General features: G+C 72.0%; 27 protein-coding genes. 17 read left to right on the top strand and 10 right to left on the bottom strand.

Annotation, left to right across the window (positions count from 1 at the left end):
• Nucleotides 1-5: 5 nt before the first annotated feature.
• A complete protein-coding gene (locus tag ACFO9I_RS22310) occupies nucleotides 6-908 on the bottom strand; it encodes an alpha/beta hydrolase (RefSeq protein WP_379184957.1) in 903 nt (300 codons plus the stop codon).
• A gap of 89 nt (nucleotides 909-997) precedes the next feature.
• On the opposite strand from ACFO9I_RS22310, the gene ACFO9I_RS22315 reads away from it, so the two are divergent.
• The 4 genes from ACFO9I_RS22315 (at nucleotide 998) to ACFO9I_RS22330 (ending at nucleotide 4154) form a co-directional block, all read left to right on the top strand.
• The gene (locus ACFO9I_RS22315; RefSeq protein ID WP_379184959.1) at nucleotides 998-1663 is read left to right on the top strand and encodes a LuxR C-terminal-related transcriptional regulator; all 666 of its coding nucleotides are present in this window, start codon (nucleotides 998-1000) and stop codon (nucleotides 1661-1663) included.
• A gap of 229 nt (nucleotides 1664-1892) precedes the next feature.
• Nucleotides 1893-2582, top strand: a complete 690-nt coding sequence (locus ACFO9I_RS22320) for a hypothetical protein (RefSeq protein ID WP_379184961.1) — start codon at nucleotides 1893-1895, stop codon at nucleotides 2580-2582.
• Nucleotides 2572-3072, top strand: coding sequence for a hemerythrin domain-containing protein (locus tag ACFO9I_RS22325; RefSeq protein WP_379184963.1), 501 nt, complete (start codon nucleotides 2572-2574; stop codon nucleotides 3070-3072). The genes ACFO9I_RS22320 and ACFO9I_RS22325 overlap by 11 nt, the downstream gene beginning before the upstream one ends.
• A gap of 194 nt (nucleotides 3073-3266) precedes the next feature.
• Entirely contained in the window at nucleotides 3267-4154 is an 888-nt protein-coding gene (locus ACFO9I_RS22330) for a hypothetical protein (protein ID WP_379184965.1), read from the top strand.
• A 94-nt stretch (nucleotides 4155-4248) separates the two neighbouring features.
• On the opposite strand, the gene ACFO9I_RS22335 is transcribed toward ACFO9I_RS22330, so the two are convergent.
• Nucleotides 4249-5097 carry an N-acetylmuramoyl-L-alanine amidase family protein gene (locus ACFO9I_RS22335; RefSeq protein WP_379184967.1) on the bottom strand — a complete coding sequence of 283 codons (849 nt, stop codon included), beginning with the start codon at nucleotides 5095-5097 and terminating at the stop codon, nucleotides 4249-4251.
• A 125-nt stretch (nucleotides 5098-5222) separates the two neighbouring features.
• On the opposite strand from ACFO9I_RS22335, the gene galE reads away from it, so the two are divergent.
• Together galE and ACFO9I_RS22345 are read left to right on the top strand one after the other, a co-directional pair.
• Complete coding sequence (gene galE / locus ACFO9I_RS22340; protein WP_379184969.1) at nucleotides 5223-6203, top strand: UDP-glucose 4-epimerase GalE; 981 nt, start codon at nucleotides 5223-5225, stop codon at nucleotides 6201-6203.
• A 183-nt stretch (nucleotides 6204-6386) separates the two neighbouring features.
• Entirely contained in the window at nucleotides 6387-6554 is a 168-nt protein-coding gene (locus ACFO9I_RS22345) for a hypothetical protein (RefSeq protein ID WP_379184971.1), read from the top strand.
• Between the two features lie 36 nt (nucleotides 6555-6590).
• Here ACFO9I_RS22345 and ACFO9I_RS22350 read toward each other — a convergent pair whose 3' ends face one another.
• Complete coding sequence (locus ACFO9I_RS22350) at nucleotides 6591-7049, bottom strand: MarR family winged helix-turn-helix transcriptional regulator (RefSeq protein ID WP_379185088.1); 459 nt, start codon at nucleotides 7047-7049, stop codon at nucleotides 6591-6593.
• A gap of 148 nt (nucleotides 7050-7197) precedes the next feature.
• Between ACFO9I_RS22350 and ACFO9I_RS22355 the strand changes: the two genes are divergently transcribed.
• From ACFO9I_RS22355 to ACFO9I_RS22370, 4 genes are read left to right on the top strand one after another with little or no spacing between them, the layout of a single operon-like run.
• Nucleotides 7198-8973: a glycoside hydrolase family 15 protein gene (locus tag ACFO9I_RS22355; RefSeq protein ID WP_379184973.1), complete on the top strand. Its 1776-nt coding sequence runs from the start codon at nucleotides 7198-7200 to the stop codon at nucleotides 8971-8973.
• A 46-nt stretch (nucleotides 8974-9019) separates the two neighbouring features.
• Entirely contained in the window at nucleotides 9020-10039 is a 1020-nt protein-coding gene (locus ACFO9I_RS22360) for an SDR family oxidoreductase (RefSeq protein ID WP_379184975.1), read from the top strand.
• Nucleotides 10036-10377, top strand: coding sequence for a hypothetical protein (locus ACFO9I_RS22365; RefSeq protein ID WP_379184977.1), 342 nt, complete (start codon nucleotides 10036-10038; stop codon nucleotides 10375-10377). Before ACFO9I_RS22360 ends, ACFO9I_RS22365 begins: the two co-directional genes overlap by 4 nt.
• Nucleotides 10374-10838, top strand: coding sequence for a hypothetical protein (locus ACFO9I_RS22370; protein ID WP_379184979.1), 465 nt, complete (start codon nucleotides 10374-10376; stop codon nucleotides 10836-10838). Before ACFO9I_RS22365 ends, ACFO9I_RS22370 begins: the two co-directional genes overlap by 4 nt.
• Before the next feature lie 22 nt (nucleotides 10839-10860).
• Here the strand turns inward: ACFO9I_RS22370 and ACFO9I_RS22375 are convergent, their stop codons facing one another.
• Together ACFO9I_RS22375 and ACFO9I_RS22380 are read right to left on the bottom strand one after the other, a co-directional pair.
• Nucleotides 10861-11106: a hypothetical protein gene (locus ACFO9I_RS22375; protein ID WP_379184981.1), complete on the bottom strand. Its 246-nt coding sequence runs from the start codon at nucleotides 11104-11106 to the stop codon at nucleotides 10861-10863.
• A gap of 184 nt (nucleotides 11107-11290) precedes the next feature.
• Nucleotides 11291-11542, bottom strand: coding sequence for a hypothetical protein (locus ACFO9I_RS22380; RefSeq protein WP_379184982.1), 252 nt, complete (start codon nucleotides 11540-11542; stop codon nucleotides 11291-11293).
• 344 nt (nucleotides 11543-11886) lie between these two features.
• Here ACFO9I_RS22380 and ACFO9I_RS22385 point away from each other — a divergent pair, with 344 nt between their 5' ends.
• The 4 genes from ACFO9I_RS22385 (at nucleotide 11887) to ACFO9I_RS22400 (ending at nucleotide 15892) form a co-directional block, all read left to right on the top strand.
• The gene (locus tag ACFO9I_RS22385) at nucleotides 11887-12066 is read left to right on the top strand and encodes a hypothetical protein (RefSeq protein WP_379184984.1); all 180 of its coding nucleotides are present in this window, start codon (nucleotides 11887-11889) and stop codon (nucleotides 12064-12066) included.
• Nucleotides 12067-12410: 344 nt separating this feature from the next.
• Complete coding sequence (locus tag ACFO9I_RS22390; RefSeq protein WP_379184986.1) at nucleotides 12411-13868, top strand: sugar transferase; 1458 nt, start codon at nucleotides 12411-12413, stop codon at nucleotides 13866-13868.
• A 49-nt stretch (nucleotides 13869-13917) separates the two neighbouring features.
• A complete protein-coding gene (locus ACFO9I_RS22395; RefSeq protein ID WP_379184988.1) occupies nucleotides 13918-14925 on the top strand; it encodes a GDP-mannose 4,6-dehydratase in 1008 nt (335 codons plus the stop codon).
• A gap of 7 nt (nucleotides 14926-14932) precedes the next feature.
• Complete coding sequence (locus ACFO9I_RS22400) at nucleotides 14933-15892, top strand: GDP-mannose 4,6-dehydratase (RefSeq protein ID WP_379184990.1); 960 nt, start codon at nucleotides 14933-14935, stop codon at nucleotides 15890-15892.
• A gap of 12 nt (nucleotides 15893-15904) precedes the next feature.
• On the opposite strand, the gene ACFO9I_RS22405 is transcribed toward ACFO9I_RS22400, so the two are convergent.
• Nucleotides 15905-16267, bottom strand: coding sequence for a phosphomannose isomerase type II C-terminal cupin domain (locus ACFO9I_RS22405; RefSeq protein ID WP_379184992.1), 363 nt, complete (start codon nucleotides 16265-16267; stop codon nucleotides 15905-15907).
• Nucleotides 16268-16416: 149 nt separating this feature from the next.
• Between ACFO9I_RS22405 and ACFO9I_RS22410 the strand changes: the two genes are divergently transcribed.
• Nucleotides 16417-17865, top strand: coding sequence for a polysaccharide biosynthesis tyrosine autokinase (locus ACFO9I_RS22410; RefSeq protein WP_379184994.1), 1449 nt, complete (start codon nucleotides 16417-16419; stop codon nucleotides 17863-17865).
• Here the strand turns inward: ACFO9I_RS22410 and ACFO9I_RS22415 are convergent.
• On the bottom strand, nucleotides 17795-18085 hold the full coding sequence (locus tag ACFO9I_RS22415) for a DUF2516 family protein (RefSeq protein WP_379184996.1): 291 nt from the start codon (nucleotides 18083-18085) through the stop codon (nucleotides 17795-17797). The genes ACFO9I_RS22410 and ACFO9I_RS22415 overlap by 71 nt on opposite strands.
• Before the next feature lie 150 nt (nucleotides 18086-18235).
• On the opposite strand from ACFO9I_RS22415, the gene ACFO9I_RS22420 reads away from it, so the two are divergent.
• Nucleotides 18236-18556: a DUF6221 family protein gene (locus tag ACFO9I_RS22420; RefSeq protein ID WP_379184998.1), complete on the top strand. Its 321-nt coding sequence runs from the start codon at nucleotides 18236-18238 to the stop codon at nucleotides 18554-18556.
• 111 nt (nucleotides 18557-18667) lie between these two features.
• Here the strand turns inward: ACFO9I_RS22420 and ACFO9I_RS22425 are convergent, their stop codons facing one another.
• Nucleotides 18668-19663 (bottom strand): helix-turn-helix transcriptional regulator, encoded by a 996-nt coding sequence (locus ACFO9I_RS22425; RefSeq protein WP_379185000.1) that lies wholly within the window; start codon nucleotides 19661-19663, stop codon nucleotides 18668-18670.
• An 81-nt stretch (nucleotides 19664-19744) separates the two neighbouring features.
• Here ACFO9I_RS22425 and ACFO9I_RS22430 point away from each other — a divergent pair, with 81 nt between their 5' ends.
• On the top strand, nucleotides 19745-20374 hold the full coding sequence (locus ACFO9I_RS22430; protein WP_379185002.1) for an alpha/beta fold hydrolase: 630 nt from the start codon (nucleotides 19745-19747) through the stop codon (nucleotides 20372-20374).
• Here the strand turns inward: ACFO9I_RS22430 and ACFO9I_RS22435 are convergent.
• Entirely contained in the window at nucleotides 20364-20549 is a 186-nt protein-coding gene (locus ACFO9I_RS22435) for a hypothetical protein (RefSeq protein WP_379185004.1), read from the bottom strand. The genes ACFO9I_RS22430 and ACFO9I_RS22435 overlap by 11 nt on opposite strands.
• Nucleotides 20550-20714: 165 nt before the next feature.
• Entirely contained in the window at nucleotides 20715-21386 is a 672-nt protein-coding gene (locus ACFO9I_RS22440) for a hypothetical protein (RefSeq protein ID WP_379185006.1), read from the bottom strand.
• Nucleotide 21387: the final 1 nt, after the last annotated feature.

The raw sequence follows: 21387 nt of genomic DNA on the forward strand, positions 1-21387 counted from the left end.
GCGGGTCAGTCGTGCAGCAGCCGGCGGATCCGGCCGATCACGTCCTCGACCGCCGCGGCCGCGCCCGCGCTCCACGGCCCCATCTCCATGAAGCCGTGGATCATGCCGTCGCAGGTGACCCGGTCGACCGGCACGCCGGCGGCCGCGAGCTTCTCGGCGTACGCCTCGCCCTCGTCGCGGAGCGGGTCGAGCTCGGCGGTCACCACCAGCGCCGGCGCCACCCCGGTCAGGTCGCCGAGGATCGGGGAGAGCCGGGGGTCGGCGGGGTCGAGGTCGGTGACGCTGCCGACGTACTGCTGGAGGAACCACACCATGGTCGGCTCGTCGAGGAAGTAGCCCTGGCCGTTCTCGGCCCGTGAGGGGTAGTCACCGAACTTGTCGACGGCCGGGTAGAGCAGCACCTGCGCCGCGACCTCCTCGCGCAGGGTCTGGGCCACGACCGCGGCCAGGTTGCCGCCGGCGCTGTCCCCGCCGACCGCGAGGCGGGTGCCGGGCAGGTGCTCGGCGGCCCAGCGGGTCGCGGCGATCGCGTCCTCGACGCCGGCTGGGAAGGGGTGCTCGGGCGCGAGCCGGTAGTCGATCGCGAGCACGGTCGTCCCTGCGCCGCGACAGATCCGTCGGCAGGTCTGGTCGTGGGTGTCGAGGTCGCCGAGGACGTAGCCCCCGCCGTGCAGGTAGACCAGCGTCGGGGTGGCCGCGTCGCCCTCCGGCCGGTAGACCCGCGCGGGGCGGCCGGCCACGGTCAGCTCCTCGACCGACCCGACCGGCACGACGTCGTCGGGCTTCACGAAGTCGACGTTGAGCGTGCGGAACGCCGCACGCGCCTCCTCGGGTGTCCCCTCGTGCATCTTCTTCTCTGCCGCGTTGACGAAGTCGAGCAGGGTCTTGAGCTCCGGGTCCAGTGCCATGCGGGCGAACCTACCGGCCGGTACCGAACCGGGAAGCGAGCCACGACAGGGGTGCGACGCGCCGCCCGCCCTTGTCTAGGCTCGCCGTCATGGCACCCGACCAGTCACCGATCCGTATCGCCGTCAACGACGACTACGAGCTCGTGGTCGCCGGCGTGGCCGTGATGCTCGCGCCGTACGCCGAGCGGGTCGAGGTCGTCGAGCTCGACTCCAACGCACAGACGGTCAGCGACGTCGACATCGTCCTCTACGACACCTTCGGCCAGGAGCAGGGCGGCCACATCGACGTGGGCCGGCTGACCCGTGACGGCCGCCCGAAGGTCGTGGTCTTCACCTGGAACCTCCAGCGCGAGCTGGTCGAGGGCGCGATCTCGGCGGGCGCGGTCGGGTACCTCTGGAAGGGCATGCCCGCCGCCGAGATGGTCGCGGCCCTCGAGGCCGTGCACGCGGGCAAGGTCGTGACCCCGCCCGAGGACGCCCAGAGCAACCCGGACGTGGGTGGCTGGCCCGGCCGGGACCTCGGTCTCTCCGCCCGCGAGGCGGAGGTCTTCGCGCTGCTCACCCAGGGGCTGACCAACCAGGAGATCGCCGACCGGGTCTACCTGAGCATCAACACGGTGAAGACCCACCTCAAGACGGCCTATCGCAAGATCGGGATCTCCCGGCGGTCCCAGGCGGTGGCGTGGGGGCTCGAGCACGGGTTCGCGCCCGACCGGGTCCGTATCCTCGACCCGCAGGTCGACGAGCTCCCCTGACCCGTCCCGGCCCCTGCTGGCCGGCAGACCTCGGGGTCCCACACACTGCGTAAGGGCGAGATCCCGAGGCCCGCCGTCAACCTGCTGATGACGTAGCCGGGCCGCCGGCGCCCGAAACTCACCCGACCGGGTGACGTTCGCCCGCCCCGCCTCCCTCGACCGGGTGAGGTTGGGCGCAGCCGAGGCGGGTACGGCCAAGGCCCACCCCCGATCGGCCGAGGAGGCATCTGTGCCTGCCCTACGTGAGCTCCCGCGAGCGACCGCGTCCGCCGGCGGCGCGGTCCTGGCGACGGCCACCCGTGCGGTCGCCGCGGTGCGCCCCGCCCGCAAGCCGCTCCACCCCGCGGGCGAGGTCGTCCACGGCCGGATCTTCCGCAGCGGCTCGCCGGTGCGGACCGGTGTCGCGTGGCTCGACGAGCCGGGCAAGGACGACGTCGTCGTACGCCGCTCGCGCGCGATCGGCCTGCCCCGCCGCTGGCCGGACATCCACGGCCTTGCGGTCCGGGTGCACACTGAGGAGGGCGACGGGGACATTCTCCTCGCCACGACCGGCCGGGGCCGGGTCAGCCGATTCGTGCTCACTGCGAGCCGACGGCCCCGCGGTCGGCCACTGACGACGCTCCTCCCCTACGACACCGACTCCGGTGCGCTGCTGCTCGGCGCGGTCGGCGTCGGCGCCGAGACCTACGAGCTGTCCTGGGCCAGGCCGGCCGGCGAGTGGCAGGTCTTCGGGGTGCTCCGCCTGTCGAGCCGCCCCGGTGCCGATCCCGAGATCTCGTTCGACCCCGTCCGGCACCAGCTCGCCGGGCTCCGCCAGTTCACGGCAGTACGCCGGCTCCGCGAGCCCGCCTACCTCCGGGCCCGCCGATCGCGGGCCCACCACGACCCCACCACCAAGGAGAACGACCATGTCGACTGACGCCATCGTGATGCTCAAGGACGACCACAAGCAGATCCTCAGCACCTTCAAGGACTTCGAGAACGCCGGCGAGGACGCCCACAAGACCAAGGGCCGGCTCGTCGAGAAGATGATCGAGCTGCTGACCGTGCACACCTACATCGAGAACGAGGTGATGTACCCGCGCGTCCGCGAGCTCGTCCCGGCGCTGGAGGACGACGTCCTCGAGTCCTACGAGGAGCACCACGTCGCCGACGTGCTGGTCGTGGAGCTCTCGGCCATGCAGCCGACCGACGAGCGCTTCACCGCCAAGACGACGGTGCTCATCGAGAACGTCCGCCACCACATCGAGGAGGAGGAGAACGAGTGGTTCCCGCAGGTGCGGGAGGCGCTCGGCCGCAAGGTCCTCCAGGAGCTCGGCGCGGACATGGCCGAGGCCCGCAAGAAGGCGCCGCGCAAGCCCTCCCAGCCGAGTGCGCTGAAGAAGACGATCGACGCCGTCATCTCCTGATCCGGGGTCGCTGAACCCAGGGGCCGGTCGCACGCGCGACCGGCCCCTTCTCGTCCCGGTGCGCCGGAGGAGGCAGTTCGGCCGGCACGCCCGGGGGCCTTGCGACGGTCTGGCCCTCTCACCGGCCAACTGCCTCCGCTCGTGCCTGTGGCCAACCGAATCACCGTTCGACCGTTGCGGGGCAGTAGTCCGGTGTGACCACCGAGAAGGACTGCCTGGCTGCTGCCGAAGCCCTCACCCGGCTGGGCGGCATCGCGACCAGGCGCGAGCTGCTCGCCCTGACCACCCGCCGACGGCTCCGCGCGGCCGTTGACGCCGGAGACCTCATCGAGCTGGGTCGCTCGCGCCTGGCTCTACCGACCGCCGACGGCGCGAGGTGCGCGGCGGTGCGGCTCGGCGGGACCGTCTCGCACCTCAGTGCGGCCCAGCACTGGCAGTGGAAGGTGAAGCTGCCACCGGCCCGGCCGACGATCACCGTGCCCCGGCGGCGTCACGGGCTGGCGGCCGACGACGTGGAGCTGCACTGGGCAGACCTGCCGGCCGCCCGTGTCCGCGACGGGGTCACCTGCCCCGTGCAGACCGTCATCGACTGTGCCCGGACCTACGACTTCGACGCCGCCCTCGCGGTGGCCGACTCCGCGCTCCGGGCCGGCGTGGACCGTGGCGAGCTCCTCGCGGCAGCGCACGCCTCACCCCGCACCGGTCGCGGCAGGGCGATCCGGGTCATCGAGGCCGCGGACGCACGCGCAGCGAACCCCTTCGAGTCCGTGCTCCGCGCCATCGCCCTCGAGGTCCCAGGGCTCACGGTCGAGCCGCAGCAATGGGTCGGCGACATCGGCCGGGCCGACCTCATGGACCGTCGGCTCGGGCTCGTGATCGAGGCCGAGTCGTTCGAGTTCCACGCCGACAGCGACTCCTTCGGCCGCGACGTACGCCGCTACACCGGGTTCGCCCGTGCGGGCTGGATCGTCGTCCGGTTCACCTGGAAGGAGGTGATGTTCGACCCCGACTACGTGCGGGCCGTGCTCACCGACCTGGTCGCCCTCGGCCCCCGCGCCTGCCTCTCACACCCGGCACCCTGAGCACGAACGGAGGCAGTTCGGCGCCGGTCCCCCGGCCTTCAAACCTGAACAGGCTCGGCCCGCGGGCGAACTGCCCGGCCGACGGTCCGCCGGATCAGCGCAGGTAGTGACGCACGCCCCGCACCAGCGCCCGCGCATAGGCGTCCCGGCCGGCGGAGGTGGTCATCCGGCGGGCGTCGGCGCGGTTGCGCATGTTGCCGAGCTCGACCATCACGGTCGGGATGTCGGAGAGGTTGAGCGTGCCGAGGTCGGAGCGGAAGTCCAGCCCGTCGCCGCCGGCGATGTAGTTGGCGACCGGCACCCCGGCCGAGCGCAGCGCGGCCCGCGACTCGCGGGCGAGCCGGCGCGAGGACCTGTAGATGTCGTGGGTCCAGGGCCTGCGGTCGGTGGGCGCGATCACGTGGAAGCCGCGCGCGCCCGAGGAGGTGCTGCCGTCGCCGTGGATGCTGATCTTGAGGTCGGCGGGGGCCTTGTTGCCGGCCCGGCCCCGCGCGTCCACGCACGGACCCCAACGGTCCTGGCGGTTGCTGTGCCGGGTGAGCCTGACCGTGGCGCCGAGGCGGACCAGCCGGGCCTTGACCAGCTTCGACACCCGCCACGCGAAGGTCGCCTCGGGGTAGCCGCCGTTGGTGGCCGTCCCGGTGGTGTTGCACGGCTTCTCGAACCCGCCGGCCGGCACCGGCCGGTTGATCTCGTCCGGGTAGTTGTGGTTGCCGAGCTGGTGACCGGGGTCGATCACGATCCGGCGCCCCTCGAGCGGCCCGGCCGGCTCGGCCCGGGGGTCGAGCTGGGGGTCGACCCGGCCGGCGGACAACGTGTCGCCGTCGGCCACGAGGCTGACGTCGCCGGCGCCCACGACGTCCTGCGACCAGACGACCTCGCCGACCACGCCCCCGACCAGCAGGACGAGGGCGAGCAGCGGCAGCATGATTCGGCGGTTCACAACCGGACCACCCTAACGGCGACCGGGCCGTGGGCGGGCACCCACACCGCGCGTCGCCGGGGCCCGCGGCCCGATCCCCTATCCTGACCCGTCTGCGGTCCCGATGCGTGCGATAGGAGTCTGACGTGACCTGGTTGGTGACTGGTGGAGCCGGCTACATCGGGGCGCACGTGGTCCGCTCGCTGGCGGAGGCGGGCATGAAGCCGGTCGTGCTCGACGACCTCTCCTCCGGGTTCGAGGCGTTCGTGCCCGAGGGCGTGCCGTTCGTGCGGGCCACCCTGCTGGACCGCGCCGCGGTGGAGTCGGCGCTCGACGACCACGGGGTCGAGGGCGTCATCCACATCGCCGGGTTCAAGTACGCCGGGGTGTCGGTCTCCCGCCCGCTGCACACCTACGAGCAGAACGTCTCGGCCACGGTGATCCTGCTCGACGCCATGCAGGCGCGGGGCATCGACAAGCTGGTGTTCTCCTCCAGCGCCGCGACGTACGGCACCCCCGACGTCGACCTGGTCACCGAGGAGACCGCCACCGGCCCGGAGTCGCCGTACGGCGAGAGCAAGCTGATCGGCGAGTGGCTGCTCCGGGACGTGGAGCGCGCCCACGGGCTGCGCCACACCTCGCTGCGCTACTTCAACGTGGTGGGGTCGGGCTCCACCGAGCTCTTCGACGCGAGCCCGCACAACCTGTTCCCGCTGGTGTTCGACGCGCTCTACCGGGGCGCGACGCCGCACATCAACGGCGACGACTACCCGACGCCGGACGGCACCTGCGTGCGCGACTACATCCACGTCTCCGACCTGGCCCTGGCGCACGTGGCCGCCGCCCGTCGGCTGGTGGAGGGCGAGCCGCTCGAGCGGGTCTACAACCTCGGCAGCGGCGAGGGCGTCTCGGTGCGCCAGATCATGGACGCGATCCGCGAGGTGACCGGGGTCGACTTCGAGCCCACGATCAAGGACCGTCGTCCCGGCGACCCGGCCCGGATCGTGGCGAGCGGCGAGCTGGCCGCGCGCGACCTCGGCTGGGAGATGCGCCACGACCTGCACGAGATGGTGCGCAGCGCCTGGGAGGCGCGCCAGGCCGCCGGGGACGCCTACCCGAAGGGCTGACCAGGATCCGTCGGCCGGCGGAGGTTTCGTGCGCCGGCAGGCGGGCATGGTGCCCCCGAGCGGGGGGCTCGACCTTGTTGCCGACCCTCGGAGATCTCGTTGACGATGGATGCCGTACCCACTTTCGGTGAGGCCGAGGGCGATTCGACTCAGGAAGGCGCCACCGCCGTCGATCGTGGCGACATGAGCAGATCGTGGTCCGAGGCCCTGAGGGCCGACGAGGGTGAGCCCCTCACCACGCCCTTCGAGGACTGGTGCACCTCCCAGGGCATCCACCCCGAGAAGTTCGGCGCGTGGGAGAGCTACCAGGCGATCAGCACGGCGCGCGAAGGCGCCGGCGTCACCGCCTGACCCACCACGGGCGCCGGCGGCGCTCGCTCCTCGGCGTCATCCGAGCACGGTGACCCAGTCCCGCTCCGCAGATTCGTGCGCCGCGTCGCTGAACGCGCGCAGCCCGGCGAGGACCGCCTCGACGTCCTCGACGGCCATGCCGTCGAGCACCTGACGCACCTGATCGCGCCTCCGGGCCGACACCGCCTCGACCACCTCGCGCCCCGCGCCGGTCAGGGCGATCTGGACGACCCGGCCGTCCTGCTCGGACCGCCGGCGCTCGACCAGGCCGAGCCGCTGGAGCCGGTCGCAGTGCCGGGTGGCGTTGGAGGGGTTCACGCCCAGCTCGGCCGCGATGTCCCCGACCGTCTGCTCGCCCCGGGCGGCCAGCAGCACCAGCAGCCGGTGCTGGACCAGCGTCACCTCGACCGGCGCGGCCGCCACCGACTGCACCGACAGGCCCACCAGGGCACGGCTGGCGCGCAGGAACTCCTCGACCAGCTCGTCACGCTTCATCACGCGCACGACTCCTCATCACTTTGCGCTTGAGCATATATGCCCTAGCGCATACTTTCTTCCGGTCCGGGTACGCACCCAGCACGACAGCAGACCCGACGACAGGAGGAAACCACCCCATGGCCCGGCCGACCTGCTCCCCCGCCCGGTGAAGGCGCCGTTCCCACCCGTCCCGCTGCGGCAGTACGCGCTCCTCGCGGACGGCGAGCGCGGCGCCCTGGTCGGCCCGCGCGGTGACGTCGCATTCCTGTGCGCCCCGCGGTGGCACGACGACGCGGTGTTCTCCAGCCTCCTCGGTGGTGCCGGCAGCTACGCCGTCACCCCCACCAGCGACCGATTCGTCTGGGGCGGCCACTACGACCAGGACACCCTCATCTGGCGCGGCCGGTGGGTGGCGACGAACGCCGTGCTCGAGTGCCGCGATGCGCTGGCCCTGCCGGGCGACCGCGACCGGGTGGTGCTGCTGCGCCGGGTCGAGGCCACCCTCGGCGACGGACACGTCCGCGCCACCCTGGAGTGCCGCGCCGAGTTCGGCGCCCGCCCGATGACGGTGCGCCGCAGCGCGGCCGGCGTGTGGGAGGGCCGCACCGGCGACCTGCGCTACCGCTGGTCGGGCGTCCCGGAGCATGCGCGGCTCGACGACGGGCGCATCAGCGTCCACCTCGACGTGCCGGAGGGCGGCCACCACGACCTGGTCCTCGAGATCAGCCGCGACCCGCTGCCCGACGCACCCCCCGACGCGGCCGCCGCCTGGGCCACCACCGAGCGCGCCTGGCGCGACGCCGTACCCGACCTCGACGCGTCGGCCGCGCCCGGGGAGTCCCACCACTCGTACGCCGTGCTGCGCGGCCTGACCGGCGCCACGGGCGCCATGGTCGCCGCGGCCACGACCGCGCTCCCGGAGCGCGCCGACCAGGGCCGCAACTACGACTACCGCTACGCCTGGATCCGCGACCAGTGCTACGCCGGCCAGGCCGCCGCCGCGGTCGGCGGCCACGAGCTGCTCGACGCCGCGGTCCGGTTCGTCTCCGAGCGAGTCCTCGAGGACGGCCCGCGGCTGCGGCCGGCGTACACCGTCGACGGCGAGCCGGTGCCCGACGAGCGGCGGCTGACGCTGCCCGGCTACCCCGGCGCACCGGTCCGGGTCGGCAACCGCGCGAACGCCCAGTTCCAGCTCGACGCCCTCGGCGAGGCACTGCTGCTCCTCGCCGCCGCGGACCGCGCGGGGCGGCTGGACGGGGTCGGCGAGAAGGCGGTCGAGGCGCTCGTCGAGGCCGTCGTCGCGCGGCAGGACGACCCCGACGCCGGGATCTGGGAGCTCGAGGACCGGCGCTGGGCGCACTCCCGCCTGATGTGCGCGGCCGGGCTGCGTGCGGTGGCCGACCGGCGCACCGGCCGGGTCGCTGCTGACTGGCAGCAGCTCGCCGACCGGCTGGTCGCCTCGGTCGACCGCGACTGCCGGCACCCCGACGGCCGCTGGCAGCGCTCCCCCGACGACGCCGGCGTGGACGCCGCGCTGCTGCTGCCCGGCATCCGCGGCGCGGTCCCGGCCGACGACCCCCGGCACGTGCTGACCTGCCGCGCGGTCGTGGAGGAGCTGACCGACGACGGCTACGTCTACCGCTTCCGGCAGGACCCCCATGTGCCGTTCCACGACTCCGAGGGGGCGTTCGTCCTCAGCGGCTTCCACCTCTCGCTCGCCGCGCTCCAGCAGGGCGACGTCGCCGCGGCGCTGAGGTGGTTCGAGCGCAACCGGGGCGCCCTCGGGCCGCCCGGCCTCTTCACCGAGGAGTACGACGTGGTGCAGCGGCAGCTGCGCGGCAACCTGCCGCAGGCGTTCGTGCACGCGGTGCTCCTCGAGACCGCGCAGCGGCTCGGCGAGGCGGGGGTCCCGTCGCGCGGGTTCTGGGCGCGGAGCAGGTAGTGCGACAGGTGCAGCAGACGAGGAGACACGAGAGAGGGAGGAACGCATGACATCGGACGAACGCCGACGCGTCGTCGTCGTGACCGGCGCGACGGGAGGGATCGGGCGGGCCACCGCCCGGATGTTCGCGGCGCGCGGGGACTCGGTGGCGCTGCTCGCCCGCGGCACCACCGGCCTGGACGCGGTGGCTGCGGAGGTCGAGCAGGCCGGGGCGCAGGCCCTGACGGTCAGCGTCGACATGGCCGACCACCGGGCCGTCGAGAAGGCGGCCGACGAGGTCGAGGAGGTGCTCGGCGAGATCGACGTGTGGGTCAACGTCGCCTTCACCTCGGTGTTCGCACGGTTCGTCGACATCGAGCCCGAGGAGTTCCAGCGGGTGACCGACGTGAGCTACCACGGCTACGTCAACGGCACCCGGTCGGCGCTGCGGCGGATGCTGCCGCGGGACCGCGGCACGATCGTGCAGGTCGGCTCGACGCTGGCCTACCGGGGCATCCCGCTGCAGTCGGCGTACTGCGGCTCCAAGCACGCCCTCCAGGGCTTCCACGAGTCGCTGCGCACCGAGCTGCTGCACGACCGCAGCAACGTGCACGTCACGATGGTGCAGATGCCGGCGGTCAACACCCCGCAGTTCTCCTGGGTGCTGTCCCGGCTGCCGCACCAGGCCCAGCCGGTGCCGCCGATCTACCAGCCCGAGGTGGCCGCGCGAGGCGTCGTGTACGCCGCGGACCACCCGCGGCGGCGGGAGTACTGGGTCGGCGAGACCACCGCGGCCACGCTGCTGGCGAACGCCGTCGCCCCGGGCCTGCTCGACCGCTACCTGGCCCGCACCGGCTTCGGGGCCCAGCAGACGGGGCAGCCCAAGCCGCCGGACCAGCCGGCGAACCTCTGGGAGCCGGCCGACGGCCCCGACGGCCACGACTTCGGCGCGCACGGCCTCTTCGACGACAGGTCCTGGGGCAGGTCCCCGCAGCTGTGGGCCTCCCAGCACCACGGGACGCTCGGCGCCGCGGCGGTCGCCGTGGCCGCCGGCGCGCTCGCGCTGACCCGGTGGAGGAAGCCGTGAGGCGCCCGGACGCCGCCCGCCTGGCCCTCGGCGTGGTGGCGCTCGCCCGGCCGGGCCTGCCGGTCCGCCTGACCGGGTCGCGGGACGGAGTCGGGGTGCGGCGTACGGTGCGCGTCCTCGGCGGCCGGTACGTCGTCCAGTCGCTGGGCGGCCGCTGGTTGCACCGGGCATGGGTGCCGGAGGCCGACGCGGCGGTCGACCTGGTCCACGCCGCGTCGATGGTGGGCCTGGCCGCGTTCGGGCCGCACCGCCGACGACTGGTGCTGACCAGCGCCGCGCTGGCGGTGGCGTTCGCCGCCGCCGACCTGGCCGAGGCACGCCGGGAGGAGCGGTCATGATCGACGACCCGCAGGTGCGACGGACCTCGCGGCGGGTGGACCGCCGGCGGGAGGCGCTGATCCGGCGCACCCACCGGGCACCACGGCCGCCGCTGGCCGCGCTCGGGGCCCTGGTGGCGCTGGTGGTCGCGGCGTTCCTGCTGGTGGCGCAGTGGGAGATCTACCCCACGGGAAGCGAGGCGCAGACCAACGGTCTGTGGGCGCTCGGCTTCGCGATCGCGACTGCCGGAGGGGCGCTGCGGATCCTCGTGGGCCAGCCCGGCCGTCACCTGGCGTCGGTGGTGGCGCTCCTCGGCAGCGGCGTGGGGCTGCTGCTGCGAGCGCTCCTGGCCGGCCACGAGGTCGGCGCCACCGCGATCAGCGAGGAGGTGTGCGGCGGCGTGCTGGTGGCGTGTGGGCTGGTGGCGCTGGCATCGCCGGCCACCTCGGTGGACCAGCTACCGGGTCAGCCCGACGGCTGACCCGGTCACGAGGCGCAGGGCCTCAGGAGACGACGCTGTCCGAGATGGCGTCGTCGATCGACCGCGGGTCCGGGACGTCGGCGAGCGACGCCGCGCTGAGCTCGGGGAGGTCGGCCAGGATGGTGAGGTCGTGGCTGGAGCGGGGGTCGATCCACACCCGCTCCGCGCCGACGCGGTGCAGGGCCTTCTCGATCGCGGTCAGCAGCTCGTCGACGACGTGCGGCCCGATCGGGGAGTGCAGGGTGAGGATCTTGCGGGTGTTCGCCACGGGGCGGCCTTCCGGGTTCGACGCGTCAGGGGACGGACAGCCGGGTCGTTCGGGGGAAACGGGGGATTACCCGAGAAGCCGTCGTAAGAGTAAACGGAAGAGTAACCCTTACGCCGGATTACCACCGAAGTGGCGTCGACGCGTCGTCCGCCACACCGTTCTCCCCAGAAGTGAGCAGGGACACTCACCCCTGGCGAGGCGCCGGGAGGTCCGGCAGCACCTCCCCGCAGGACTCGTCCCCGTCGAGGACCGAGCCGTCCGCGGGGACGTCGGCGAACTCGGCCATGACCACGAGCTCGGGGCAGAAGCGGCCGTCGATCCAGACCCGGGAGGCCCCGGTCCGATCGAGCGACTGCTCGATGCAGGTCAGCAGGTCGTCGAGGATCTGCTTGGGGACCGGCGAGTGCAGGGTGACGATCTTGCGAGGGAGTGCCATGACGGCATCACCTTCTCCGGTCCGCGGGCCCTGCGGCTGGACCCTGGCACCCGGAGTCATCTCGGGCGGCGAGCCCGAGTGCTCGCCCACACCGTCCCCCGTGTGTTGACCACGACGCTAGACCTCGTGCATCTGCCTTGAGGCCATCTTGAGGTTTTCTTCACCTTCCCGTGACATGGTCGGGACCAGCCTGGTCTAGCCACAACTCAAGAACACGTTTCGACCGCCGATGCCTTGAGCATCGTCTCGGAAAGCACAGCTCCCTGTACCGCACCACAAGGCCTGCCGCTGGGGCCCGGTTCGAGCCACGTCGCCGCAGGCGTCGTGACGGGAAGAGAGTGACCATGGGACTCATCCACTGGGATGACGTGCGCGAGAGCCGGGACTCGGGCCTGACCACCCCCTTCGAGGACTGGTGCGAGGCTCACGGCCTCCACCCCGAGGATCCCGACGCGTGGGACCTCTTCGAGCGCAGCGCCGTCACCGCTCCTGCCTCCCCGGACCCGACGCTCGGCGTTGCCTGACCTACGGGCCTTTCGTCGTACGATTCTCCGGGCTCAGCGACGTCCCCACCGGGACGTCGTCGGACGACCGGCTCGCGCCTCGGCCGCGCTTGCCGCTCCGAGCCGTCAGCAAGCCACCCCCAGGGGTGAAGCTGCCGGGAAGCCCTGCGCGAGAGGGCACTGATCGCGTATCACATGTCGGGCGTGTGACCACGGGGTGACGCGGACGGTTGACTCTGTAAACAAAGGAAGTTTCCATGTCACGGGGGGTGTCGATGGGACAAGATGAGGGCTCGATGACAACGGAGCCATCCCCGCCCCACCCGCCCCTCCCCCGTCAGGGCACCTGGACTGGACACAACTCCATGACTCTTCTCTCGGACAGCCGGCAACGGCTCGGCAGCAGCACCCCTAGTCGCGCCCTGCGCGCCCTCCCCGCGACCGCTCTGACCGTGGACCTGGCCGTCATCGCCGGCGTCGGGACCATCGCGGCCCTCGGCCGGCAGCGACTCTCCGTCTTCCAGAGCTCGACGAACGTGGTCGACAGCCTCGGTCTGGCGGGGCCGCTCATCCTTCTGGCGTGGGTCCTGGCCGTCGCCATGCTCGGCGGCTATCAGCGCACCATCTTCGGAGCCGGCACGGAGGAGTACAAGCGGGTCGTCAACGCCACGCTGGTCACAGCCGGCGTCGTGGGCATCGGCTGCTACCTCGCCAAGTTCCAGCTCTCCCGTGGCTTCTTCGTGCTCGCGTTCGTGGTCGGGCTGCCCACGCTGGTGCTCGGACGCTTCGTCCTGAGGCGGGTCCTACACAGCGCCCGCCGGCGCGGCGTCCTCCTCCAGCGTGTGCTGATCGCCGGCTCGGTCGTCCACATCGACGAGATCGCGGCCGTCCTGCGTCGCGAGCCGTGGCTCGGCTACAACATCGTCGGCGCGCTCACGCCGGAGCACGAGCTCACCGAGGAGACCGCCACCGGGATCCCGGTCCTGGGCAACGCCGACGAGGCGACCGACCTCGCCCGGCGGTCCGGCGTCGAGGTGATCTTCTTCGCCGGCGGCGCACTCAGCTCGGCGGCCCAGATGCAGAAGATCGTCTGGGACCTCGAGCACGAGAACGTGCAGGTGGTCGTGGCGCCGAGCGTCACCGACATCTCCAGCGAACGGGTGCGGGTGCACCCGGTCGGCGGGCTCCCCCTGATCCACATCGACCCACCCACCGCGACGGACGCGTCCCGATGGGCCAAGCGGCTCTTCGACGTGTGCGGCTCCTTCCTGCTGATCTGCGCGTTCAGTCCGCTGCTGGTGTTCACGGCGCTGCGCATCAAGACCCACGACCGTGGCCCGGTCCTGTTCCGCCAGACCCGGATCGGGCGCAACGGCGAGGAGTTCGCCTGCCTGAAGTTCCGGACCATGGTGGTCGACGCCGAGGCCAAGGTCGCCGAGCTCCAGCGTCAGCTCGGCGAGAGCGCGCTGCTCTTCAAGATGAAGGACGACCCCCGCATCACGCCGCCCGGCAAGTGGCTGCGCCGCTACTCCGTCGACGAGCTGCCCCAGCTGTTCAACGTCCTCAAGGGCGACATGAGCCTGATCGGCCCGCGTCCCCAGGTCGCGCGCGAGGTCGCCCTCTACTCGGGCGGCATGTCCCGACGGCTGCGGGTGCGCCCCGGCATGACCGGCCTGTGGCAGGTGTCCGGCCGCAACGACCTCACCATCAGCGAGGCCATCCGGCTCGACCTCTACTACGTGGACAACTGGTCGATGATGCAGGACCTCTCCATCCTGGCCCGCACCTTCGGAGCCGTCTTCGGCTCCCGCGGCGCCTACTGAGCGGGAGCGACACCGGGTTCGGAGAGGCGTGTCGGGCACAATCCCCCGTATGCCCACCGCGCTCATCACCGGCATCACCGGCCAGGACGGCCTCTACCTCGCCGAGCTGCTGCTCACCAAGGGGTACGACGTGCACGGGCTCATCCGGGGCCAGAACAACCCCAAGCGCGAGCTGGTGGAGCGGCTGCTCCCCGACGTACGCCTCCACAACGGCGACCTCACCGACATGTCCAGCCTGCTGCGGGCGCTGCGCGAGTCCGACCCCGACGAGGTCTACAACCTCGGCGCGGTCTCGTTCGTGGCCTACTCCTGGGAGAACGCCCACCTGACCACCGACGTCACCGCCAAGGGCGTGCTGAACGTGCTGGAGGCGCTGCGCCTGCACCGTGGCTACGCCGACGGGGGCTACCGAGCGGGGGCCCGGCCGGACGGCGTGCGCTTCTACCAGGCGTCGAGCTCGGAGATGTTCGGCAAGGTGCAGGAGTCGCCGCAGCACGAGCGGACCCTGCTCTGGCCGCGGTCGCCGTACGGCGTGAGCAAGGTCTTCGGCCACCACATGACCATCAACTACCGCGAGTCCTACGGGATGCACGCCTCCTCGGGGATCCTCTTCAACCACGAGTCGCCGCGCCGCGGGCCGGAGTTCGTGACCCGCAAGATCAGCCAGGCCGTGGCCCGGATCAAGCTGGGCCTGCAGGACGAGCTGGTGCTCGGCAACCTCGACGCCGAGCGCGACTGGGGCTTCGCCGGCGACTACGTCGAGGCGATGTGGCTGATGCTGCAGCAGCCGCAGGGCGACGACTACGTGATCGCCACCGGCGAGGCGCACTCGATCCGCGACTTCCTCGACGCGGCCTTCCACCACGTCGGGATCGAGGACTGGGCGCCCTACGTCCGCCAGGACGAGCGGTTCATGCGGCCCGCGGAGGTCGACCACCTGATCGGCGACGCGAGCAAGGCGCGGGAGGTGCTGGGCTGGAAGCCGCGGGTGTCGTTCCCCGAGCTGGTGGCGCTCATGGTCGAGGCCGACCTCGAGGCGACCCGGCAGGGCTGGTGACGAGACTGTGACTCGGGCGTTCGTCACCGGGATCGGCGGCCAGGACGGCGGCTACCTCGCCGAGCGGCTGCTCGCCGAGGGCGTCGAGGTGCACGCGCTCGCGCACGCAGACGAGCCGCTGCCGGACCTCGCGGCGCTCGGCCTGGACGGCGTGGAGCTGCACGTCGGCGACCTGACCCGCACCGAGCGGGTGCGGGCGCTGGTCGTGGACCTGGCGCCGGACGAGGTCTACAACCTGGCCGGGCTGTCCTCGGTCGCCCGCTCGTGGACCGAGCCCGAGCTCACGGCCCGGGTCAACGCGCTGGCGGCCGGCTCGCTGATGGGCTCGGCGTGGGAGGCGCAGGAGAAGTCCGGCCGCCCGGTCCGCTTCGTGCAGGCCTCGAGCGCGGAGATCTTCGGGGAGCCGCCGGCCAGCCCGCAGGACGAGTCGACGCCGGTCCGGCCGGTGAACCCCTACGGCGCCGCGAAGGCCTACGCCCACCTGATGGTCGACGTGCACCGGCGCCGCGGGCTGCACGCGGTGAGCGCGATCCTCTACAACCACGAGTCCCCGCGTCGGCCCACCCACTTCGTGACCCGCAAGATCACCAGCGGCGTGGCCGCGATCGCCCGTGGGGAGGCCGACGGGCTGGTCATCGGCAACCTCGACGCCCGGCGCGACTGGGGCTGGGCCCCGGACTACGTCGACGCGATGGTGCGGGCCGCCCGCGCCGAGGCGCCGCGCGACTACGTGGTCGCCACCGGCGTCGGCCACACGGTGCGCGACTTCGTCGCCACGGCGTTCGCCCGGGCCGGGATCGAGGACTGGGAAGGCCTGGTCAGCGTCGACCCCGAGTTCGTCCGGCCTGCGGACCCGACCGACCTGGTCGGAGACGCGACGCGGGCGCGCGAGCTGCTCGGCTGGGTGCCGACCGTCGGCTTCGAGGAGCTGGTGGGACGGATGGTGGACGCCGACCTGGAGGGCTGAGGGAGCGCTGGCTCAGCGGCGCAGGTGCTCGTTGCGGCCGTAGTCGTCCTCGAGCCGGACGATGTCGTCCTCACCCGTGTAGGAGCCTCGCTGGACCTCGATGATGACCAAGTCCTCGTCGTGGGTGTTGGTGATGCGGTGGGCGGCGCCGATCGGGACGGCGACGAACTCGCCGGGGCGGGCGACCACGGTCCGGTCGTCGATGGCGCAGGTCGCGACGCCGGCGACGACGACCCAGTGCTCGGCGCGGTGCGCGTGCGTCTGCAGCGAGAGCCGATGGCCGGGACGGACCTCGATCCGCTTCACCTTCCAGCCGTCACCCGAGTCCAGGACCTCCCACGTGCCCCAGGGTCGGACTTCGAAATCGCGTGCCATAGACGGGTAGCCCCCTGATTGAGGACGCGACCTCCGCATCCGTACTCCATGGTAGCCGGGCGAATCCTGACCACCTGTCCATACCCAGATAGAGTGATGCCGCGCCACGCCGCGCATGGGGCCTAGATCGCGACGCAGACGGGACACACGTGGAACTCAAGGACTACTGGCGCACGCTCCGTCGACGGTGGAAGGTCGTCGTCCTCTGCCTCTTCCTGACGCTCGCGGCCGCCTCGGTCCTGACCTGGCAAACGACTCCGCAGTACGCCTCCTCCACCCGGATCTTCGTCTCCACGAGCCCGTCGGACTCGTCGCAGGCCTATCAGGGCAACCTGTTCGCCACCCAGCGGATCACGTCGTACGCCTCGCTGGTCAAGGACCGCCCGCTCGCCGAGAAGGTCGCCGACGACCTCGGCGGTTCGATCAACCCGGACGACCTGCGTGAGGAAGTCACGGCCATGGTCGACCCGGACACCGTGATCCTGCAGATCACCGCGACCGACCCCGATCCGGTGCTCGCCCGCGACATCGCCCAAGCCTACGCAGAGCAACTCAAGAGCCTCGTCGCCCAGCTCGAGACCCCGGACAACAAGAACGTTCCGTTCGTCAAGGCCTCGATCGTAGACAACGCCCAGGTATCCGACCTTCCCGTCAGCCCCCAGCCGGTCCGAAACCTGGGCCTTGCCTTGGTGCTCGGCCTCCTGCTCGGCGTCGGAGTGGCAGTGCTGCGCGAGTTGCTCGACACCACGGTCGCCAACGCCGAGGACGTTGCGCAGGTGACCGACACCCCGATCCTGGGCCACATCGGCGCCGACGCAACCGCTGTGAAGCGCTCCCCCGCCGAGGTGCTCAGCGACGTCACGCCGTGGGCCGAGGCCTTCCGGGTGCTGCGCACCAACATGCAGTTCGTCGAGGTCGACCGTGACCAGCGGGTCTTCGTGGTCTCAAGCTCGCTGCCGAGCGAGGGCAAGTCGACGACCGCGGTCAACCTCGCCATCACCCTGGCACTGGCCGGCCAGAGGGTCGCGCTCGTCGAGTGCGACCTACGCCGCCCGCTCATCGCCAAGCGGCTCGGCCTGGACGGCGCGGTCGGCACGACGAGCGTGCTGATCGGCAAGGTCGCCCTGTCCGACGCCATCCAGCCCTACGGCGAGACCGGGCTCGACGTGATCTCCAGCGGTCCGATCCCGCCGAACCCGTCCGAGCTGCTCCAGTCCCACGCCATGGAGAAGATGCTCGGCGAGCTGCGCGACTCCTACGACGTCGTCATCCTCGACGCCCCGCCGCTGCTGCCGGTGACCGATGCGGCGCTGCTGTCCGCACAGGCTGACGGCGCGCTGGTCGTGGTAAGGCACGGCAAGACCACCCGCGACCAGCTGCGGCACGCGATCGAGCGTATCGAGGCGGTCGACGCCAAGGTGGTCGGCATCGTGATCAACCTGGCCCCGTCGCGCCGCGGCAGCCGCACCTACGGGTACGGCTATGGCTACGGGTACGGCTACTCGTACAAGTCGGATGAGGCCACGCCTAGCGACGGCGGGTCAGGGAAGCCAGCGCGGGACGGACATCGGCGAGGTAGACGAAAGCCGCGATCGTGAAGGCCAGGTTCAGCAGGTCGATCGTCGCCGCCGGCCGGAGGATCTGAAGCACCATCCCGAGCCCGAGGATGATCGACCAGGCGGGCTTGGTGAGCTTGCCCGCCGCCTGGTAGGCCGGGCCCGACCAGAGCAGGCTGTTCACGAAGGCGAAGACCTTCACGCACAGGAGCAGCAGCCCCACCGCGAGCGAGAAGCCGACCTCCAGATCGAAGACTGTCACCTGACCAGCCTAGGCCGTGCCCGGTGGTCTTGGGACCTCTGGACCCCGCGCCCGGGACCTTCGGCCCGTCTCCCGACGATCTCGTCCCGGGCCCGCGTTCTGGCCCTAGCGTCGCTGGGCAGCAACGCAGACCGGGGAGCAGTGAGCGCCATGACAGCCTGGGACACCACAGACGTGATCGAGCACGGCGACACGTCCGACCTGCGCGACTTCCTGCTCGCCCGGGTCGCGGAGGACGAGGCTGTCGCGCGCTCCTACCTCCACGACGACCGGAGTCAGCGGCTGGGCCCGGTCGTCCACGACGTGATGGTCGGCGCGCTGACGGCGTGCCGGGAACGCAGGCTGCTGATCCTGGAGCACTGCGGGAGCCGTCACGCCCCAGGCGGTTGCGGGCTGCTCCTGCTCCTCGCGGCGGGGTACGTCGGGCACCCCGAGTTCCGGGACGAGTGGGAATCCCTCACCGCGCACTGACCGGGTGAGTGCGTCTTCGCGGTCCGAGGCTGCGAGCCGTTGACCGGATCCATCGATCTGCGACGGGTCGTCGCAGTGACGAGCTGGGGATGTGCGGCCACGTGGCGTCGCTCACGGACTCCGCGAACCAGGCTTGGTGCCGGCGTCGGTGCCGCGCGCCGCGCTGACTCGGAGGCGGTCGGACAGGGCGAGGACCTCATCGCGCAGAGCGGGGGGAGTGATCACCTCGAAGTCCCAGCCGAGCCCGGCCAGCAGGCAGGCCATGCCGTCGAGACGCTCGGCGCGCGTCTCGAGGAGCACCCCGTCAACGTGCTCGCTCAGCCGTCCCACGCTCGGGGGCAGTCGCTCGGCCGCTTCCACGAGAGTTGTCCGCAGCACGACGGCGACCTCGTGGGACCACCCGACCGCGGCGATGCCGGACACGACCCGCGTCGTCGCGTCGAAGTCGGCTGGCACGACGTAGGAGCCGTCGCCCTGACTGACCGAGGCGATGCGATCCAGGCGGAATGTCCGCACGTCATCACGGCCGTGATCGTGTCCGGTGGCGTACCACCGGCCGGAGTGGAAGACCAGGCCGTAGACGTCGAGCTCACGCTGCGACTCCCGCCCGTCCCAGGCGGTGTAGGCGATCACGACGGTGCGCCGCGCTTGCGCTGCCCCGGCGAGATCGAGCAGCGTGTCGGCGCCGGCGGGAGCGCTGGCGCGCGCCGGGGTCGTGAAGTGCGCGGTCGACAGCAGGCTGTCGAGCCGCTGGCGCAGGGCCTGCGGCAGCACACGCGACACCTTCGCCAGCGCGCTCGCCGTCGCCGCATGTTCGGTGGTGGCGAGCCCCGCGCGTTCCGCGGCCCGCAGGCCCAAGACGACGGCGACGGCCTCGTCGTCGGTGAGCATCAGCGGGGGCAGCTTGTAGCCCGGTGAGAGCCGGTAGCCGCCGTACCTGCCCCGCTGCGCCTGGACCGGGATGCCGAGGTCGGCAAGGTGCTCGGAGTAGCGCCGGACGGTCCGCTCGTCGACCCCCAGCCGCGCCGCGAGGTCGCCGACGGTGCGCTGCCCGCCCGCCTGGAGCAGCTCCAGCATCGCGAGCACGCGTGCGGTGGGTCGGGTCACGGTTCTCCTCGAGGGCTGGCTGGAAAACTGCGGCGGAATACCGGGCGGGAACTGTCCACAAAGCACCGTAGCGTCACGGTCATGCACACCACCACCTACGTCCTCGTCCCCGGCTTCTGGCTCGGCGCCTCGATCTGGCGCGACGTCGCAGACTTCTTGATCGAGCGCGGCCACGTCGTGCACGAGGTCGTGCTCGTCGGCCACAGCTACGGCGCCCTCGTGACGACCGGCGCGGCAGACCGGGCGCCTGAGCGTGTGGCGCGGCTGGTCTACATCGACTCCGGTCCCCTGCCGGACGGCATGGCGCAGGCCGACTTCGAGGGACCAGACGCGCGGGCGGCCAACCAGGACCTGGTCACGGCCCGCGGCGAAGGCTGGAAGCTCCCGCCACCGCCCTGGGCCGCGCTCGCCGCGGAAGCGCCCGACGTCGACGACGATGCCGTGGCCGCGTTGGTCGCAGGCTCGCAGCCGCAGCCGTGGCGCACCGCCACCCAGCCGGTCGGGCTCATCGGCGCCTGGGAGCGCCTGCCGCGGACGGGCGTGCTGTGCAGCTTCAACCTCGAGCAGGTGCAGCAGATGGCACCCCACGCGCCGGCGTTCGCGCACATGGTCGACGGCGACTGGACGTACGTCGAGCTGCCGACCTGGCACTGGCCGATGGTCAGCCGACCCGTGGAGCTCGCCACGGTTCTGGAGTCGGTCAGCGGCTAGGCCCCCGCGCCCAGCAGAGCAGCTCGTCGACGCTGACGCGCAGGTCGAGGTCGCGGGGGTCGTCGGTCATCAGGACGTTCCCACTCTCCTCGACGGCGACGGTCTGGTCGTCGACCTCGAGCACGACGTAGATGACGCCCGGGTCCTCCTCGGGCTCCTCCTCCTCCTGCCACACCAGCTGCGCGGTCGCGCCGTCGGGGACGTGGTCGACTACGACGGCCGCGCAGGCGCGGGCCCGAACGACACGACCCCCCGCTCCGCAGGGAGAAGGGGGCCGTGGTGGCGGGTCCTAGAACAGGCTCAGCTGCCCGTCGTCGGATCCCTCAGGAGCCGGAGCTCTTCAGTCGCCGACCTTCTCGGCGGCCTCGGTCGCCGCGGTGGTGGCGTTCGACGCGGTGGTCTTGGCCGCGGTGGCGGTCGCCTTCGCGCTGCTCTTGGCCGGCGACTTCTTCGCGGTCGTCGCGGCCTTCTTGGCGGTGGACTTCGCGCCCGACGTGGTCTTCTTGGCCGCCGACTTGGTGGTCTTCTTGGCCTGCGTCGTGGTGGTCTTGGCCTTGGCGGTGGTGGTCTTCGCCGCGGTGGTCGTGGCCTTGGTGGACTCCTGCTTGCGGATCCGGCCGACCAGGGTCTCGCCGCGCTTGGCGAGGTCGCCGTAGGCGCTGGTGACGGTGGCGACGTTCTCGTTCACGATCGCCTGCACCTTGGAGGGCAGCTCCTTGGCCTCGGACTGGAGCTCGGCGACGCGCGCCTCAATGGCGGCGCGGCGGGCCTTGGCGTCCTTGGACAGCGCCTCGACGCGGGAGTTCACCACGGTGACGGCCTGCTCGCGCAGGGCCTGCGGCTTGACGTCGATGTCGGTGACGGTCTTCTGCACGCCGGCCACGCGTGTCTGCACGCCGGCGACGGCGCCGCGGACGTACTCGACGGCGAGGTCGGTGACACCCACGCCGACGTAGAGGGGGCGGGTGGCGTCGATCTTGATGTCCTTGATCTCGAACTTGGCCTTGGCCATG

The sequence above is a fragment of the Nocardioides sp. GCM10023255 genome (assembly GCF_042653125.1).
In the GTDB taxonomy this organism is placed as follows: domain Bacteria; phylum Actinomycetota; class Actinomycetes; order Propionibacteriales; family Nocardioidaceae; genus Nocardioides.

Bases quoted from the DNA above. Each gene is read 5' to 3' on its own strand.
- ACFO9I_RS22315 (WP_379184959.1), top strand. From the start codon at position 998: ATGGCACCCGACCAGTCACCGATCCGTATCGCCGTCAACGACGACTAC.
- ACFO9I_RS22350 (WP_379185088.1), bottom strand. From the start codon at position 7,049: ATGAAGCGTGACGAGCTGGTCGAGGAGTTCCTGCGCGCCAGCCGTGCC.
- ACFO9I_RS22310 (WP_379184957.1), bottom strand. From the start codon at position 908: ATGGCACTGGACCCGGAGCTCAAGACCCTGCTCGACTTCGTCAACGCG.
- ACFO9I_RS22325 (WP_379184963.1), top strand. From the start codon at position 2,572: ATGTCGACTGACGCCATCGTGATGCTCAAGGACGACCACAAGCAGATC.
- ACFO9I_RS22395 (WP_379184988.1), top strand. From the start codon at position 13,918: ATGCCCACCGCGCTCATCACCGGCATCACCGGCCAGGACGGCCTCTAC.
- ACFO9I_RS22430 (WP_379185002.1), top strand. From the start codon at position 19,745: ATGCACACCACCACCTACGTCCTCGTCCCCGGCTTCTGGCTCGGCGCC.
- ACFO9I_RS22370 (WP_379184979.1), top strand. From the start codon at position 10,374: ATGATCGACGACCCGCAGGTGCGACGGACCTCGCGGCGGGTGGACCGC.
- ACFO9I_RS22380 (WP_379184982.1), bottom strand. From the start codon at position 11,542: ATGGCACTCCCTCGCAAGATCGTCACCCTGCACTCGCCGGTCCCCAAG.
- ACFO9I_RS22405 (WP_379184992.1), bottom strand. From the start codon at position 16,267: ATGGCACGCGATTTCGAAGTCCGACCCTGGGGCACGTGGGAGGTCCTG.
- ACFO9I_RS22390 (WP_379184986.1), top strand. From the start codon at position 12,411: ATGACTCTTCTCTCGGACAGCCGGCAACGGCTCGGCAGCAGCACCCCT.
- ACFO9I_RS22420 (WP_379184998.1), top strand. From the start codon at position 18,236: ATGACAGCCTGGGACACCACAGACGTGATCGAGCACGGCGACACGTCC.
- ACFO9I_RS22440 (WP_379185006.1), bottom strand. From the start codon at position 21,386: ATGGCCAAGGCCAAGTTCGAGATCAAGGACATCAAGATCGACGCCACC.
- ACFO9I_RS22385 (WP_379184984.1), top strand. From the start codon at position 11,887: ATGGGACTCATCCACTGGGATGACGTGCGCGAGAGCCGGGACTCGGGC.
- ACFO9I_RS22360 (WP_379184975.1), top strand. From the start codon at position 9,020: ATGACATCGGACGAACGCCGACGCGTCGTCGTCGTGACCGGCGCGACG.
- ACFO9I_RS22345 (WP_379184971.1), top strand. From the start codon at position 6,387: ATGAGCAGATCGTGGTCCGAGGCCCTGAGGGCCGACGAGGGTGAGCCC.